The organism is Streptomyces chumphonensis, assembly GCF_014779715.1.
GTDB classification, from domain to species: Bacteria; Actinomycetota; Actinomycetes; order Streptomycetales; family Streptomycetaceae; genus Streptomyces; species Streptomyces chumphonensis.
Window position 1 is genome coordinate 216,629 of record NZ_JACXYU010000002.1, and the last position, 15,639, is coordinate 232,267.

The following is a 15,639-nucleotide window of genomic DNA, read 5'->3' on the forward strand; positions in this document are numbered from 1 at the left end:
ACACATGCACAGGGCGTACAGGGGCAACAGGGGGTGGCCGGGATGACGGCTTTCGGCGGGCGGATTCCGGCGGTGGAGGGCTTCGCGGGGCGTGCCGGGGCGGGGCCGTCGCCCAAGGAGGCGGGCAAGGCGCTGCGCGAGCGCGTGCCCCGCGCCGCCCACGGAACGGTCGGGGCCCGTGTGCTCGACGGCGCGCGGCCGGACGCGGTGCGGGCGGTCGAGGAGTCGAGCCGGGGCCGCGTGCCGGAGCTGGCGCCGATCCGGGTCGGACGCATGGCGGCGTCCCCCTTCGCGTTCCTGAGGGGCTCCGCGGGGCTCATGGCGCACGACCTCGCGGCCACACCGGTGACCGGCGTGGCCGCACAGCTCTGCGGGGACGCGCACGCGGCGAACTTCGGCCTCTACGCCGACGCACGGGGCGGCCTCGTCATCGACCTCAACGACTTCGACGAGACCGTCGTCGGCCCCTGGGAGTGGGACGTCAAGCGGCTGGCCACCTCGCTCGTGCTCGCGGGCGGGGCCGGCGGCGTCGATCAGGACGCCTGCCGGGCGGCGGCCTTCGACGCCGTGGGCGCGTACCGGCGGACCATGCGGCTCCTCGCCAAACTGCCCGCGCTGGAGGCGTGGAACGCGATCGCCGACGAGGAACTCGTCTCGCACACCGACGCCCGGGACCTGCTCGGCACCCTGGAACGGGTGGCCGGCAAGGCGCGCCGGAACACCAGCGCCCGGTTCGCCGCACGGTCCACCGAGGAGGACCCGGGCGGCGGGCGGCGGTTCGTGGACGCCCCTCCGGTGCTGCGGCGGGTGCCGGACGCGGAGGCGGCCGCCGTCACGACGGCACTGGGCGCGTACCTGGAGACCGTCGCCGAGGAGTTCCTGCCGCTGCTCGCCCGGCACCGCGTCCACGACGTGGCGTTCCGGGTGGTGGGCACGGGAAGCGTGGGCACGCGGTCCTACGTGGTGCTGCTGCTCGACCACCGGGGTGAGCCCCTGGTCCTCCAGGTGAAGGAGGCCCGCCCCTCGGCCCTGGTGCCGCATCTGGCGCACGCGGGGTTCGCCGTGCCGGAGGTGGACCACGAGGGGCGCCGGGTGGTGGCGGGGCAGCGGCGGATGCAGGTCGTCAGCGACATCCTCCTGGGCTGGACGACGGTCGACGGACGCCCCTTCCAGGTGCGGCAGTTCCGCAACCGCAAGGGCAGCGTCGACCCGGCGGCCCTGACCGCCGACCAGCTCGACGACTACGGGCGGATGACCGGCGCCCTGCTGGCCCGCGCCCACGCCCACAGCGCCGACCCCCGGCTGCTGGCCGGCTACTGCGGAAAGAACGAGGAGCTGGACGAGGCCGTGACCGCCTTCGCCGTGGCCTACGCGAACCGCACGGAGGCCGACCACGCCGACCTGGTGGCGGCGATCAAGAGCGGCCGGCTGGCGGCCGAACTGGGGGTGTGAGGCCCCGGGGGGGGAGCAGCAGTACCTTCAGCCGCAGGGTCGTACCGAGGTCACCGGTGACTGGTCTCGGGTGACGTTCCAGCGGCTATCCGAGCGTCAGTGATCACTCACGGTGCACGCCGCACGGAAAGTGAGCCAGAAACCCGCGCGCCTCACACCCGCACGTGGCGGCGCGCGGCCAAGACGCGCATGGTCAGCAGTTCCGGGTCCTGCCGCAACACCCGCACGTGCAGCTCCCGAAGTGCCGGGCCGGGTTCGCCACCGAGCTCGTCCCCGGTGCGGCGACGGAGCTCCCGATAGACGGCGAGCGCCTCACCGGAGCGGTCGGAGCGGTACAGCGCCGTCATGAGCAGCCACACCAGGCGCTCGTGCAGTGGGTGCTCGTGCAGCAGGCACCGCAGGTACGGCACGACTTCGCGGTGCTCGCCCAGTTCCAGGGCGATCTCCGTGCGCAGTTCGTTGTCGGCCAGCCGGCGTGCCTCCGCGAAGACCCGTTGGCGTTCCAGCAGCGGCGCCTCCAGCCCTTCGGCGAGCGGCCCGGTGCGCAGCTGCCGGGCCTCGTCGAGGAGGGCGGCGGCCTCGGCCGTCCGCCCGGCGGCGACGGCCGAGGCCGCCTCGGTGGTGAGGCGCTCGTAGACGTAGACGTCGACCTGGGCCGCGCCCGGGTCCAGGAGGTAGCCGGAGTCCGACCAGTCGATGGCCGTGCCGTGGTCGCGCAGCGCGCTCCGCAGCCCGCTGACGTACTTCTGCACGAGGTTGCGGGCGTAGGCGGGGGGTTCCTGGCCCCAGAGGGCGGCGATGAGCTGATCGGCGCCGACCGGGGTCGACCTGAGGAGCAGCACGGCGAGCAGGGCCCGCTGCCGGGGCGGGCCGAGCCGGACGGCGTCGCCGGCCCCTCGGCGCACTTCCAGCGGGCCGAAGAGCGTGACGTGGACGCGGTCGGCGTCGCGGCGCTCCGGAGTGTGGCGGTGCCGCAGCAGACTTCCGGACATCAGCGGTCCTCCCCCGACCGGTCGGGCCGCCGCACCCGGCTGCGAGGGCCCCCGGCGAGCCTACGGCGTGTCGGCCCGCGGTCCCAACCTCCGCACGGAGGAGTCCATGTGCCGAGACGGCCCGGAGCGACGCGGTCGGGTCGGCGTCCAGCGGTTGGTCCAGCGGTCGTTCCAGCCGTCGTTCCAGCGGTCGGAGAAGGCGCGGCGCTCAGGGTGGTGGCCACGTCCCGCAGCGTCCAGGAGGCTCGATGTCCCCGCGTGTCCGTCCCGTTCCCCGCCGTGGTCCCGCGCTGCGCGCCCTGGGGGACGCCGTCGCCGCCCGCCCCCGGCGCGTGGTCTGGCTGAGCGTGTTGCTGACCGTGCTGGCGGCGGCGCTCGCCGCGGGCACGATGGACCGGCTGGTGCTCAGCCGGTTCGAGAGCCCGGCTTCGGAGTCGGTGCGGACGAGGGAGGTGCTGCGCGAGGAGTTCGGCACCGGCACGCCCAGCGCACTGCTGCTGGTCACCGCCGAGACCGGCACGGTGGACGGCCCCCGCGTCGCGGCGGCCGGACGCGCGCTGGAGGCCGAGCTGGCCGCGCGCGACGGCGTGGCCGAGACGGCGTCCTACTGGTCCAGGGGCGGTTCCCCGGCCATGCGGGCCGAGGACGGCGGCCAGGCCCTCGTCATCGCGCGTCTGAGCGGGACCGTCACCGAGGCGCGTGCCGCGCTCGGCGACCTCTCCCCCGACTTCACGCGGGCGGGCGATGTCGTCAGCGTCCGGGTCGGCGGCGGGGACGAGGTCTTCCGCCAGGCGGCCGAGCAGGCGCGGACGGACTTCCTGCGGGCCGAGCTGATCGTCTTCCCGCTCGTCCTGCTGCTGCTGTTCGTGCTCTACCGGCGCTGGTCGGCCGCCGCGCTGACACTGGCGATGGGCCTGTTCTCCGTCGTGGCGACGCTCGCCCTGCTCCGGGGCGTGACGTACGTGACGGACGTGTCGACGTTCGCGGCCAACCTCACGCTCGTCATGGGCGTCGGTCTGGGCGTCGACTACAGCCTGTTCGTCATCAACCGCTTCAGGGAGGAACTGGCCGTGGGGGCCGAGGTGCGGGCGGCCGTGGGCACGGCCGTGGCGCGCGCCGGGCGCACGGTCGTCTTCAGCGGCGTGACGGTCGCCGTGTCACTGGCCTGCCTGCTGCTCTTCCCGTTCCCCTTCCTGCGGTCCTTCGCCTACGCGGGCATCGGCACCGTGCTCACCTCCGTGTTCGCCGCGCTGGTGGTCCTGCCCGCCGCGCTCGCCCGGCTCGGCCACCGGGTGACGCGGGCCGGGGACGGGGCGGCACGCGGCCCTGCGCGCGGCTGGTGGCACCGCACCGCGCTGCGGATGATGCGGCGCCCGCTGCTCTACGGCGTACCGGCCCTGGCGGTGCTGCTCGTCGTCGCCGCCCCGGTCCTCGGGCTCACCTTCGGGGTCCCGGACGACCGGGTGCTGCCCGAGCACACCTCCAGCCGACTCGTGCAGCAGGACATCCGCGACCGCTTCGCCGCCGAGGAGATGGACGCGCTCCAGGTGGTCCACCCGGAACTGGCGGGAACACGGGCCAACCGCGCGGAGATCGCGGCACGTTCCCTGGCACTGTCCCGGATCGAGGGCGTGTACCAGGTCGACGCCCTGACGGGCTCCTACGCCGACGGCCGGAAGATCGGCGATCCCGGCCGCTCCGCCGAGCGCTTCGCCTCTCCGCGCATGACCTGGTACTCGGTGGTGCCCGGCCACGCGGCGCTGAGCGGGGACGTGGGCGACCTGCTCGCCGACGTCCGCGCCGCCACGCCCGGCGAAACCGTCCGGATCGGCGGCTATCCCGCCGAACTCGACGACTTCCGGGCCGAGCTGACGGACCGGGTGCCGTGGGTGCTCGGGCTCGTGCTGACCACCACCTTCGCGCTCCTGTTCCTGATGACCGGCAGTGTCCTGCTGCCGGTCAAGGCCATGGTGCTGAACCTCCTCAGCATGGGGGTGATGTTCGGCACGCTGGTGTGGGTGTTCCAGGAGGGGAACCTGGCGGGACCGCTCGGCTTCACGGCCACCGGCACCGTCGAGCCGAGCATCCCGATCCTGATGTTCTGCACGGCCTTCGGCCTGTCGATGGACTACGAGGTCTTCATGCTGGCCCGGATCAAGGAGGAGTACGACGCCACCGGGGACACGCGCCACGCCGTGGCGACCGGGCTGGAACGCACCGGTCCGCTCATCACCGCGGCGGCCGTCGTCCTCGCGGCGTCGTTCGCGACCTACGCCGCCTCGGGGATCGTCTTCCTGAAGATGCTGGCGGTGGGCATGGTCGTCGTCCTGCTCGTCGACGCCACCCTGATCCGCGCGGTGCTGGTCCCGGTGTTCATGCGGCTGGCCGGGGGCGCGAACTGGTGGGCCCCGCGGCCGCTGCGCGCGCTGCCCGCCCGGTTCGGCCACACCGCGACCGCGCCGGCGGAGGTCGCGGCAGCGCCGCCGGCGGCTGAGGCGCCCACGGTCAGGAAGGGCTGACCGCACGGGCCGTGAGGAACGTGAAGGGGGCGTTCCGCCGGGACGCGCGGTGCGGGGCCGCGGGGCGTCGGCTCGCAGTCGTCGGCCTCGCTGCCACAATGGTCCCGTGGACAGGTCCAAGGACACCCCGGGCCAGGGGGCCGAACCGGGCACCGCGGACTTCCTCCAGCTCGACGCCGGGGAGGCGCCCCCGGGCGGACTGGCCGACTGGCTGGCCGCCCGGCTGCGCCAGGCGGTCCGCGACGGCCGGCTCCCGGTGGGCGGGCGGCTGCCGCCCACGCGCGTGCTGGCAGGGGAGCTGCGGGTCTCGCGGGGCGTGGTGACGGAGGCCTACCGGCGGCTGGTCGAGGACGGCCACGCCGCCGGGCGCGGACGCAACGGCACCGTGATCGTGGCCGCGCCGGTCGGCGTGCCCGGCCCGGCCACGACGGCGGACCCCCGGCCCGCTCCCCTACCGCGGCCGCCTTCGCCCCACGCCCTCTTCGCGGGTCCGCCCGGCCCCGAGGTCTTCGAGACCCTCCGTTCCGTTCCCGTCCGGATCGACCTCTCACCGGGCCGGCCCGACCTGGCGGCCTTCCCCCGGGCCGCCTGGCTGCGCGCCGAGCGCGCCCTGCTCGGCGGGCTCGCCGCGCCCGAGCTGGGGTACGGCGATCCGCACGGTGCCCCGCGCTTCCGCCGGGCGGTCGCCGACTGGCTGGCCCGCAACCGGGGCGTCCGGGCGGAGCCCGAGGAGATCGTCGTCGTGGGCGGTGTGGCCCAGGCGCTCGCCCTGCTGGCGCGGGTGCTGCGCGCCCGGGGCACGGCCGAGGTGGCGGTGGAGGATCCGGGTTCGCTCGGCGTCCGGCAGCAGTTGTCCGGGTGGGGCATCGCCACGCCCCCGGTGCCCGTGGACGCGGACGGCCTGCGGGTGGACGCCCTGCGCAGGTCGGGAGCGCGCGCCGTCCTGGTCACACCCGCCCACCAGTTCCCGACCGGCGTGGTCCTGAGCGGGCACCGCCGGGGGCAGCTCGTGGAGTGGGCCGCCGACGGCGGGCTGGTGGTCGAGGACGACTACGACGCCGAGCACCGCTACGGCCGCCCGCCCGTGGCGGCGCTGCGCTCCCTGCTTCCGGACCACGTCTGCTACACGGGGAGCGTCTCCAAGCTGCTGGCCCCGGCGCTGCGGGTGGGCTGGCTCCTGGTGCCCCGCCACCTGCACGACGACGTCGTCGCCGCCAAGCGGTTGACGGACCTCGGCAACGCCCTGCTGCCGCAGCTCGTCCTCGCCCGGCTCATGGAGTCGGGCGACCTGGAACGGCACCTGCGGGCGTTGCGCCGACGGCACCGGCGGCGGCGGGACGTGATGATCGAGGCGCTGGCCGCGCATCTGCCCGGCGCGGTCGTGCACGGCACGGCGGCCGGGCTGCACCTCCTGGTGACGTTCGACGGCCGCGTCCGCGACACGGACGTCGCGGCGGAGGCGCTGGTGCGCAGCGTCAAGGCGCAGCCCCTGGCGTGGCACGCGATACGGCCGACGGGACCGGGGCTGGTGCTCGGCTACGCGGCGTGCACGGCGACGGAGATCCGCGAGGGCGTCGCCGTGCTCGCGGGCGTGGTACGGGACCTGAACCGGGCCGGGACCTGAACCGGGCCGGGGCCCGTCCCGGCCCGGGCCGGTCACACGGTCGCGGGGAAGCGGTCCCAGACGCGGTGCCGGGCCAGCAGCCGGGTGATCTCGGACAGGACGTCGGCCGGATCGCCGCCGGTGACCACGCCGGGCCCGCCCGGCGTGACACCGGCCGCCCGCAGGGCCTCCTCGCCGTCGGCCCAGCCGCCGACGGCCTTGGCGTGCCGGTACGCCTCGGCGACCAGCAGCAGGACGCGCGGGTCGGTGGCGGCCCGGCCGCCGTCGCCCGCCTTGGCGTCGCGGGCTCCGTGCGCGTCCTCGCCCGGTGCCGGGTTCCCGGCGAGCAGGACGGCGTCGAACTCCACCGAGCGGGCCGTCGCGAAGGTGCGCTGCACGGTGATCGGGTCGCCGTCGCCGTCGGTGAGCTCCCCTCCGGTGGGGGCGATGACGAGCGGCACCATGTCCGCGTCGAACACGGCCCGGCGCAGTGCCCGCACGCCCGCCAGGTCGCTTCCCGCATCGGCGACGATCCCGACGACGCGTCCGGTCACCGGCCACTCCCCGCCGACCTGGGAGAGCGCCGGGCTCGGCTCGACGGACGCCGGTGGCTCGGAGGGTTCGGGGACCGGCATGCCGAGTCCCTTGGCGACCTCCGCGCACAGCCGGGGGTCGATGGAGGCGAGCGTGCGCAGAGCGCGTTCCTTCACGGCGTTCTCGTAGCACTTGCCCAGCTCGAAGGAGTAGGCGGCGATGACGTGCTCCTGCTCCACGGGCGTGAGGCTGAGCCAGAAGCGGCGCGGTTGGCTGAAGTGGTCGTTGAAGGACGCGGGGGCCGCGCGCACCTTCGACGACTCGGCGATCGGCACCGGGACCTCGACGTAGCCCCCGGCCTCGGGGCCGGCGAGGAACGGGCAGCCGCCGTCGAGCGAGTTCGGACGGTAGGGCGCGACCCCCCGGTGGACGGCGTCCTGGTGCAGCCCGTCGCGGGTCATGTCGTTGACCGGCGCGTGGGGGCGGTTGACCGGGATCTGCGCGAAGTTCGGACCGCCCAGCCGGGTGATCTGGGTGTCGATGTAGGAGAAGAGGCGGCCCGCGAGCAGCGGATCGTCCGTGACGTCGATGCCCGGCACCAGGTGGCCGGGGTGGAAGGCGACCTGCTCGGTCTCGGCGAAGTAGTTGGTCGGGTTGGCGTCGAGGGTGAGCAGCCCGATCGGCTGCACCGGCGCCAGCTCCTCGGGCACGATCTTCGTCGGGTCGAGCAGGTCGATGCCCTCGAAGGTCTGCTCGGGGGTGTCGGGGAAGACCTGCACCCCCAGCTCCCACTGCGGGTGGGCACCCGCCTCGATGGCGTCGGCCAGGTCCCGCCGGTGGAAGTCGGGGTCCGCGCCGTTGATGAGCTGGGCCTCCTCCCACACCAGGGAGTGCACGCCCAGCTTCGGCTTCCAGTGGAACTTCACCAGCGTCGTCGCGCCCTCGGCGTTCACGAACCGGAAGGTGTGGACCCCGAAGCCCTCCATCATCCGGTAGGACCGGGGGATGCCCCGGTCGGACATGTTCCACAGCGTGTGGTGCGTGGCCTCCGTGTGCAGGGAGACGAAGTCCCAGAAGGTGTCGTGGGCGCTCTGGGCCTGCGGGATCTCCCGGTCCGGGTGCGGCTTTCCGGCGTGGATGACGTCGGGGAACTTGATGGCGTCCTGGATGAAGAAGACCGGGATGTTGTTGCCCACCAGGTCGAAGACGCCCTCGCCGGTGTAGAACTTCGTGGCGAATCCGCGCGTGTCGCGCACGGTGTCGGACGAACCGCGCGAGCCGAGCACGGTGGAGAAGCGCACGAACACCGGCGTCTCCACGCCCTTGCCGAGGAAGGCCGCCTTCGTGAGGTGCGCGGCCGTGCCGTACCCCTGGAAGAACCCGTGGGCGGCGGCGCCCCGCGCGTGGACGACGCGCTCGGGGATGCGTTCGTGGTCGAAGTGGGTGATCTTCTCCCGCAGGTGGTGGTCCTGGAGCAGGACCGGGCCGCGCGGTCCGGCCTTCAGCGAGTGGTCGGTGTCCGGCAGCCGCAGTCCCTGGGCTGTCGTCAGGCGTTCGCCGCGCTGGGCCACGGCCGCCGGATCCACGCCGGTCGGTTCGCCGGTGGGACTGACGGTCTTCGGCCCGCGCTGGTCGGGCTTCGGCGGCAGCGGGCCGCGGGGGCGGGTCGGCTCCTGCGGCGACGGCGGCTCGGGAGCCGGCCGACCGGGGATCTCGTCGTCCCCGGCGACCTGGCGCACGGCGGCCCGCGCCTTCTCGGCCGCCTTGTCCGCAGCGGCCTTCACGGGATTCGGCTGGTCCATCGTTCCTCCGCACCTCGGTACAGCGACGGCACTCCAAGTGACCGGGGGCCAGGGAGCCGAAACCGGGTGGAGGGGAATCTCACCCGGGCGAAGCGGTCCGGACCGCGCAGGACCGCACCGTTGGCCCGGACGCGTCCGGGCCAACGGCGGTGAGGCTCACTGCCGAACCTCCGGGCGGGACGGCGGCGCCGTGCCTCCCGCCGTACGGTCCGCAGCGACGCGCGTCGTTCCACCTCCCCCGGAGGGTGACTCCGAACGTGCGGGGGGAAACCACTCGATTTCTCCGGCTCCGCCGCGGAGCGCCACGACCGGACGAATCGGGCGCTTGGCCCGGCCGGCCACGGGTACCCGCCGTGGTCCGCGGGCCGAGGGGCCCGCGTGGACGTGCGGGTCAAGGAGGTTCGAGCATGCGGGTTCGCGGTTCCGTGGTGGTGGTGACGGGGGCGTCCGGCGGCATCGGCCGGGCCACGGCCAAGGCGTTCGCCCGAAGGGGGTGCGACGTCGTGCTGGCCGCCCGGCGCGTCCGGGCGTTGCGGGCGGCGGCCGAGGAGTGCGAGCGGCGGCGCGGTGCGCGCACCCTGGTCGTGCCCACCGACGTGACCGACAACCAGGAGGTGGCGTGGCTGGCGCACCGGACGCTGGAGGAGTTCGGCCGCATCGACGTGTGGGTGAACTGCGCCGCCGTCTCCGTCTTCGGGCCGTTCCAGGAGGTGCCGCTGCGGGACCTGCGCACGGTGCTGGACGTCAACGTCCTCGGGTGCGTGCACGGCGCCCGCTCGGCGTTGCGGGTGATGCGGGAGCAGGGCGGCGGGACGCTGGTCAACGTCTCCTCCGTCGTGGGCGAGGTGAGCCGGCCCTACACCCACGCCTACGGCATGTCCAAGGCCGCCGTCCGCTCGCTCGGTGCGAGCCTGCGCCAGGAGCTGCTGCTGGAGGGGGAGGCGAACGTCCACGTGTGCACCGTGCTGCCCCCGACCGTCGACACGCCGCTCTTCCAGCACGCCGCGAACTACACGGGCCGCGAGGTGCTGGCCATGCCCCCGGTCCACAGCCTCGAACGGGTGGCCCGCGCCATCGTGAGCCTCGCGGCGAAGCCGCGCCGGGAGCTCGTGGTCGGGGCGTCCGCCCGCTCCGCGGTGCGCGGCGCGCGTCGGCGCCCGGCCCGGGCCGAACGGCTGATGGCCCGCCAGGTCGACCGACGGCACCTGTCCCGGCGGCGGACGGTCCACGCCGGACACGGGAACCTGTACCAGCCGGCCGCCGGGGAGGGCGCGGTGTCCGGCGGCTGGCGCGGTCGCCGGCGCAGGGCCGTGCGCCGGGCCGCGCTCGTGACGGCGGTGCTGTGGGCCGCAGCGGCGGGCGGGCGGGCCCTCCGCAGCGGCGGGCGGGCGGGCCCTGAGCCGTTGACGGGTCCGGGCGGGCGCGACGGCGGGCGCGGCGCGGGCCCGAGGAAGCGCCTCGGGCCCCGCCGCGCCGGTGGTGATCGGCGCGGCGGGGCCCGGAGCACCCGGTGCGGGTCGCGGGACGGGCCGGTCAGGTCCGGCGTTGCTCGGTGCCGAGGCCGAGGGCGCGCATGATGTCCTGGACGTTGCCGAAGGTGTGCCCCGCCGGGAGCCGGGCGGCGAGGTCGACGAGGCGGTCCGGGGCGTTGTTCCCGCGGAGCGTGCGCAGGACGGCGTCGCGCTCCGCGGGATAGACGCTGATACCCAGGTGCCGCGCCAGTTCGTTGCGCAGCTCGACGTCGTCCGCGCCCATGCCGGGGGGCGTGCCGCCGGTCAGGGTGGTGCCGGGGGCCCGGTCGGTCTCGGGCTGGTCCTCCCCGGAGGGCTCCGCCTCGCGCGACTCGTCCGCGCGCGGGGATCGGCCGGCCCGCAGCTCTCCCCGCAGCGCCTCCTTGGCCGCGTCGTCCCTCATCGCCCCGCGCTTGCCTGGTCCGTGCTCCGTGGTCATCGGGCCTCTCTCCTCCGGAAGCGGCGAGCCGGTCGGCGTCAGGTGCCGGCCGGGCCGTCTGTCCGCCGTGCGGCGTGGTGACGGCGCGGAGTACCCCGGCCCGGCCCGCCGAAACGATCGCCACCGCGGGGTTGACACGGCGCACGCCGGGGAACCCGCCGCGCTTCGGGCCCGGCAGGGCCCCGGCACGTTCACGTCTCACAGCCCCGGTCAAGGAGGGCCCACCATGGGTCACGGCGGAAACGTCATCGACGAGCTCACCACCGACCACCGCGAGGTCGAGGAGCTCTTCGGCCGCATCGACGCGCTGCCGAAGGGTGACGGCGGACGCAAGCACTACGCGGACCAGGTGACCATCGAGCTCGTGCGCCACTCGGTCGCCGAGGAGGAGTACCTCTACCCGGCCGTGCGCAGGTACGTGCCCGGCGGCGACCGCATCGCGGACCGGGAGCTCGCGGACCACGCCGAGGCCGAGCGGATCCTCAAGGACCTGGAGGGCAGCGAACCCGGGGACGCGGACTTCGACCGGCTGATGTCCCGGCTCATGGACGAGGTCCGCAGGCACGTGGCCGACGAGGAGCAGAACCTCTTCCCCGCCCTGCGCGCCTCCACCACCCCCGACGTCCTGGACGAGCTGGGCGAGAAGGTGCGGCGGGCCAAGAGGACCGCGCCCACCCGCCCGCACCCCTCGGCCCCCGACACCCCGCCCGGCGACAAGCTGCTCGGGCCGGCGGCGGGCATGGTCGACCGGATGCGCGACGCCCTCTCGGGCCGCGGCCGGCCCTGAGGCGGCGGCCCGGCGCCGTGGCACCCGGTCCCCGGCGGGGAGATCGGGTGCCACGGCCGTCGCACGCGGGGAGGTGCGGTGAGGCGGTGTCAGAAGTCGACGCGCACGTAGTGGTCGACCCGGCCCACGGACTCCAGGTCCCAGCGGCTGGTGTAGGCCCGGCGGATCTCCTCGATCGCCGCGTCACTGCGCCGCGCGGTGTCGGCCGGGTAGAGCAGGATCAGCTCGTAGGACCGTTCGCCGTTGATGTCGCCCTCGCGGTCGCGCCACTGTCCGTACCCCTCCTGAAGGGTGAGGCCGGAGGGGAAGCGCGGGGTGATCTCGCGGTCCAGGAACGCGTGGAACTCCTCCTCGGTGATGGGCGGATTCCCGTGGTGGCGGCCGGTCCCGAAGAACAGCCGCGTCTCCAGGTACCGGTCCCCCCGCTCCCGGCCGCGCCCGGCGGCCGGTGCGACGTCCGCCGTCTGCGCGGCCGGTGTGTGGGCGGGCAGGACGGCCCCGCTCCCCTCCCGGTCGAGCGCGACGAGGAGGAGGGCGAAGGCGCTGGTGACCAGTGCGGCCAGGGCCATGGCGGTCCTGGCGGTCGTTCCGTGCGGTCGGCGCGGTGACGCGCCGGAGGTGCTCCTCACGTGAGCGGGCTCCCTTCTGCGGGACCCGTGTGGCACGGGCCCGACGTCCCGCCGTCGTACGGTGACGGCAGGGTGGTCCACAGGTGCCGCGCGGCGTCCCGCAGCGGTCCGGGCGGGCGCGGGTCGGCGGCGGCCGTCCGGGCGGCCCGCTCCAGCAGGGTCGTCGCGCGGGCCGATCCGATGACGTGCGCGTGCCCGCTGAGCCGGGTGGCGAGCTCCGTCGCGTCGTGCCAGGCCGCCGCGCGCAGCTGGGCCGTGAGGAGCTGGGCGTCGAACAGCGCCCGGAACCCCGTCGTCCCGGCCGGGGCGCCGGGCGCCGCCGTGAGGGTGTCGACGGCCCGGCCCCACGCACCGAGCCCGGCGTGGACGAGGCCCGCGTGTCCGGCGACCTCGTCCTCGTCCACCCACCACGCCCAGGCGGGGTCGCGGGGCCCCGGGCCCTCCGCGACGAGGGCGCCGGCCCGGCCGAGGGCCCGCAGAGCGTCCGGCCGCCGCCCGGCCAGGGCGTGCGCGCCGGCCTCCCGGAGCCGGAAGACGGCGGCGACCCGCGCGGGGAGGCGGGGTCCGTCCAGCACGTCCCGCGCGAGGCGCAGGGCCGCGTCGGGACGGCCGAGGTGCGCGGCCTGCATGCTCAGGGTCGCGAGGACGAGGTGCTCCACGGATCGCTCGCCGCAGCCGCGCGCCAGGGTCAGGGCCAGTCGGCTGAACCGGTGTGCCGCCCGGTGCCGTTCGGCGTCGAACAGCAGCCACCCCGCGACCTGGGCCAGTTCGGCCAGCGCCGCGTCCGCCCCGCCGCCGGGCTCTGCGGCCCGGTCGCCGAGGTGACGCCGCAGGGCGAGGGCGCGGCCGGCCCGGCGGGCGGCCTCGGGGCCGGCCGCCACCGCGCCGGCGCGGGCCTCCAGCGCGAGCACGGCACCGGTGGCCGCGCGCACGCGGCGGGCGAACTCCTCCGCCGTCAGCGGCGGTCTGCCGGGCTCCATGGGCGGGCTCCTTCGGTGCCGGGAGTGGTACGTGCCCTCGTGCCCTCGTGGCGGCGGGGCGGGCGAACGGGAACGGCAGGGGGACCGTACGGGCCGGACGGCCGTTCAGGAACCCGTCGGGGCGCGGTCCCCGGCCGGGGTGCGGTGCCCGGCAAGGCGGCGGAAGTGCCCGGCCACCTCGGTCAGCCAGGCGATCTCCTCGGTGATGTCGCCGTCGGGTGCGTGCGTGAACGCCTCGACCGGACCACCGGACGGCGCCGCACCCGCCTCCCGGGCGTCGAGCGCGCCCCGGAGCAGCAGTGCCTCGTGGGCCGTCGACGGGGCGGCCTCCGGCAGGCCGAGCCGCCGGGCCTCCTGCCGGAGCGCGGTGGGGTCCATGTAGGGACGCAGGGCCAGTTGGCCGTCCCGGATCTCGATCACCCGCCGGTAGAGCCGGTACTCCAGGTCGCGTCGGGGGACGAGGTCGTACAGCCGCGAGGGCGGGTCGTCCAGAGCGATGCCGGGGTGGGCCCGGTACAGGGCCCACCACAGCGGACGCAGCCGCCGGTAGGAGCGGTAGTGGCCGCACCACCGGACCGCTTCGGAGAGCCGGGGCCCCCAGGACGGCACGGTCCAGCCGAAGACCTGGAGCAGCGAGCCGATGCTCCCGGCGATCCAGTACAGGTCGGGCCACGGTTCGGGGAGGGCGGTGTACAGGCCGGCGATCTGGAGGTACCGCGTCAGGCAGTAGACGAGGATGAGCGAGCCGCCGACGGCCACCGCCCACATGCCCGAACGCAGCCAGGAGCGGTGCGCGATCTGCGCGTAGCGCAGCGACAGCCGCACGGTCTCGACCTGCCCGACGGCGCAGATCGCGAGGTAGAAGGCGAAGTAGGCGGCGTAGCCGGGGTTCTCCAGGTTGATCAGGACGACGACCTCGGCCGAGCCGTGCCGGCCGGGCGGGTTGACGAAGAAGAAGAGCACGGCCAGGACGGCGAGGGCCGCGGCGTACCCGAGCGTCCTGTTGCGCGCCTTCGTCCGTGCCCGCTCCGGCGCGTGGGACCAGTGCACGAGGACGACCTGCTGGGCGGCCGTCAGGACGACCACGGCGGCCTGGCACAGGAACGTCGTGATGCTGGGGTAGTGCAGCAGCCGGGCGATGTCGTCGCGGATCTGGTCGAGTTCGACGAAGAAGCTGAGGCTGGAACAGAGGAAGTACAGGCACAGGGCGAGGTACGCGACGTCGCCGCGGTGCCGGGGCAGGGCGGGCAGCTTGTAGAGCAGGGCGACGAGACCGCCGAGCGCGCAGGCCCAGGAGAGGACTTGGTAGAACGTGGTCACGGTCGCTCCCCCTGGACGTCCGGTCCGACGACGTTCTCGATGCGGGCGAGGGTCTGCGCCGCCTCGGCGGGCACGGGCCAACTGGCCTCCGCGGGCCGGCGCCGCACGCGCGTGAGCAGCATGGAGGCCATCACCTCCGCCTCCTGCTCCTCGGCCGCCAGGTAGCCGCACCGCCCCAGCATGCCGCGCACGGTGGACGGCTCCAGGTGCGGGAACAGGGTGCCGATCGTCGCGTCGTCCAGGTCGCCGCCGCCGTGGTGGTCGCAGAGGATGTGGGCGAGTTCGTGGGCGACGATGTGCTCCTGGTGGAGGCGGCTGGTACGGGCCTCGTAGAGCACGAAGTCGGCTTCGTGGGTGGCGATCCAGAGCCCGTAGACCCCGGAGTCGCGCAGGTCCACGGGCGCGGTGCGCACGGAGCGGCCGCGGCTGCGGCCCACCTGCGCGCAGAGGGCGAAGACGTCGGGCGGGTCACCGACGTCGAGCGCGGTGAGGATGTCCTCGCATCCCCGGCGCAGGGCTTTGAGGTGACGGCCTCGCCGCTGCCGCGCGTTCGGGCGGGAAGAGGCGGCGTTCATCACGTACTCCGTGGGTGAGGACCCGGTGGCCGGGCGGTGGGGGGCGGACTCCTCGGGTTGGCCCGTGTGAGTCAAGAGTAGTGGCGTCGTCACTCTCCCGGGCACCCCTGCCCGCGCCGCGTGACCTCACCCGTGGGTGGGACGTTGGCGTCATATGACGCCTTCTTCCGGCTCCGCTCCTTCCGGCTCCGCGTGGCGGGCGCTGCGGACCCCGCCGCTCCCCGCCGCTGACGAAACGATTCCCCCACCCGGCACCACGCCCATCTACAGCGCCTTGCGACAGCAGTGGGCCGCGGCACGACGAACCGTTCCGGGACGGGTCGACCCCGAATGGGCCGCGCTCGTGGACTACGCGGCCTGGCGGGAGGCGTCCGCCGGGTGCGGGCGGCACGCTCCCCCGGATCCGCGCCGCGAGGGCGGATCGGGGCGTTCCGGCCCGGGAGCGTTCCCGCTGGCCTAGCCTGGGCCCGTCAGGCCACCGGCAACCGACGGCGAG

The 15,639-nt window shown here is 75.2% G+C and carries 12 protein-coding genes; 5 read left to right on the forward strand and 7 right to left on the reverse strand.

Annotation, left to right across the window (positions count from 1 at the left end):
- The first annotated feature begins 42 nt into the window (after positions 1 to 42).
- Positions 43 to 1,452, forward strand: a complete 1,410-nt coding sequence (locus IF129_RS06225; RefSeq protein WP_191208462.1) for a DUF2252 domain-containing protein — start codon at positions 43 to 45, stop codon at positions 1,450 to 1,452.
- 152 nt (positions 1,453 to 1,604) lie between these two features.
- Here the strand turns inward: IF129_RS06225 and IF129_RS06230 are convergent, their stop codons facing one another.
- Positions 1,605 to 2,444: an AfsR/SARP family transcriptional regulator gene (locus tag IF129_RS06230; RefSeq protein ID WP_191208463.1), complete on the reverse strand. Its 840-nt coding sequence runs from the start codon at positions 2,442 to 2,444 to the stop codon at positions 1,605 to 1,607.
- A 248-nt stretch (positions 2,445 to 2,692) separates the two neighbouring features.
- Here IF129_RS06230 and IF129_RS06235 point away from each other — a divergent pair, with 248 nt between their 5' ends.
- Positions 2,693 to 4,963 (forward strand): MMPL family transporter, encoded by a 2,271-nt coding sequence (locus IF129_RS06235; protein WP_191208464.1) that lies wholly within the window; start codon positions 2,693 to 2,695, stop codon positions 4,961 to 4,963.
- 106 nt (positions 4,964 to 5,069) lie between these two features.
- Entirely contained in the window at positions 5,070 to 6,587 is a 1,518-nt protein-coding gene (pdxR, locus tag IF129_RS06240; RefSeq protein WP_191208465.1) for a MocR-like pyridoxine biosynthesis transcription factor PdxR, read from the forward strand.
- A 32-nt stretch (positions 6,588 to 6,619) separates the two neighbouring features.
- Here pdxR and IF129_RS06245 read toward each other — a convergent pair whose 3' ends face one another.
- Positions 6,620 to 8,902, reverse strand: coding sequence for a catalase (locus IF129_RS06245; RefSeq protein WP_191208466.1), 2,283 nt, complete (start codon positions 8,900 to 8,902; stop codon positions 6,620 to 6,622).
- Between the two features lie 407 nt (positions 8,903 to 9,309).
- On the opposite strand from IF129_RS06245, the gene IF129_RS06250 reads away from it, so the two are divergent.
- On the forward strand, positions 9,310 to 10,479 hold the full coding sequence (locus tag IF129_RS06250; RefSeq protein ID WP_191208467.1) for an SDR family oxidoreductase: 1,170 nt from the start codon (positions 9,310 to 9,312) through the stop codon (positions 10,477 to 10,479).
- Here IF129_RS06250 and IF129_RS06255 read toward each other — a convergent pair.
- Positions 10,436 to 10,852: a DUF2795 domain-containing protein gene (locus tag IF129_RS06255; RefSeq protein ID WP_191208468.1), complete on the reverse strand. Its 417-nt coding sequence runs from the start codon at positions 10,850 to 10,852 to the stop codon at positions 10,436 to 10,438. The genes IF129_RS06250 and IF129_RS06255 overlap by 44 nt on opposite strands.
- A 226-nt stretch (positions 10,853 to 11,078) precedes the next feature.
- Between IF129_RS06255 and IF129_RS06260 the strand changes: the two genes are divergently transcribed.
- Positions 11,079 to 11,639, forward strand: a complete 561-nt coding sequence (locus IF129_RS06260) for a hemerythrin domain-containing protein (RefSeq protein WP_191208469.1) — start codon at positions 11,079 to 11,081, stop codon at positions 11,637 to 11,639.
- Between the two features lie 89 nt (positions 11,640 to 11,728).
- On the opposite strand, the gene IF129_RS06265 is transcribed toward IF129_RS06260, so the two are convergent.
- The 4 genes from IF129_RS06265 to IF129_RS06280 all read right to left on the reverse strand — a co-directional run bounded on the left by IF129_RS06265 (position 11,729) and on the right by IF129_RS06280 (position 15,143).
- Positions 11,729 to 12,268, reverse strand: coding sequence for a DUF3574 domain-containing protein (locus IF129_RS06265; protein ID WP_318153583.1), 540 nt, complete (start codon positions 12,266 to 12,268; stop codon positions 11,729 to 11,731).
- Positions 12,265 to 13,248, reverse strand: coding sequence for a DNA-binding protein (locus tag IF129_RS06270; RefSeq protein WP_191208470.1), 984 nt, complete (start codon positions 13,246 to 13,248; stop codon positions 12,265 to 12,267). The genes IF129_RS06265 and IF129_RS06270 overlap by 4 nt, the downstream gene beginning before the upstream one ends.
- A gap of 105 nt (positions 13,249 to 13,353) precedes the next feature.
- Positions 13,354 to 14,568: an MAB_1171c family putative transporter gene (locus IF129_RS06275; protein WP_191208471.1), complete on the reverse strand. Its 1,215-nt coding sequence runs from the start codon at positions 14,566 to 14,568 to the stop codon at positions 13,354 to 13,356.
- The gene (locus IF129_RS06280) at positions 14,565 to 15,143 is read right to left on the reverse strand and encodes a hypothetical protein (protein WP_191208472.1); all 579 of its coding nucleotides are present in this window, start codon (positions 15,141 to 15,143) and stop codon (positions 14,565 to 14,567) included. Before IF129_RS06280 ends, IF129_RS06275 begins: the two co-directional genes overlap by 4 nt.
- Positions 15,144 to 15,639 lie beyond the last annotated feature (496 nt).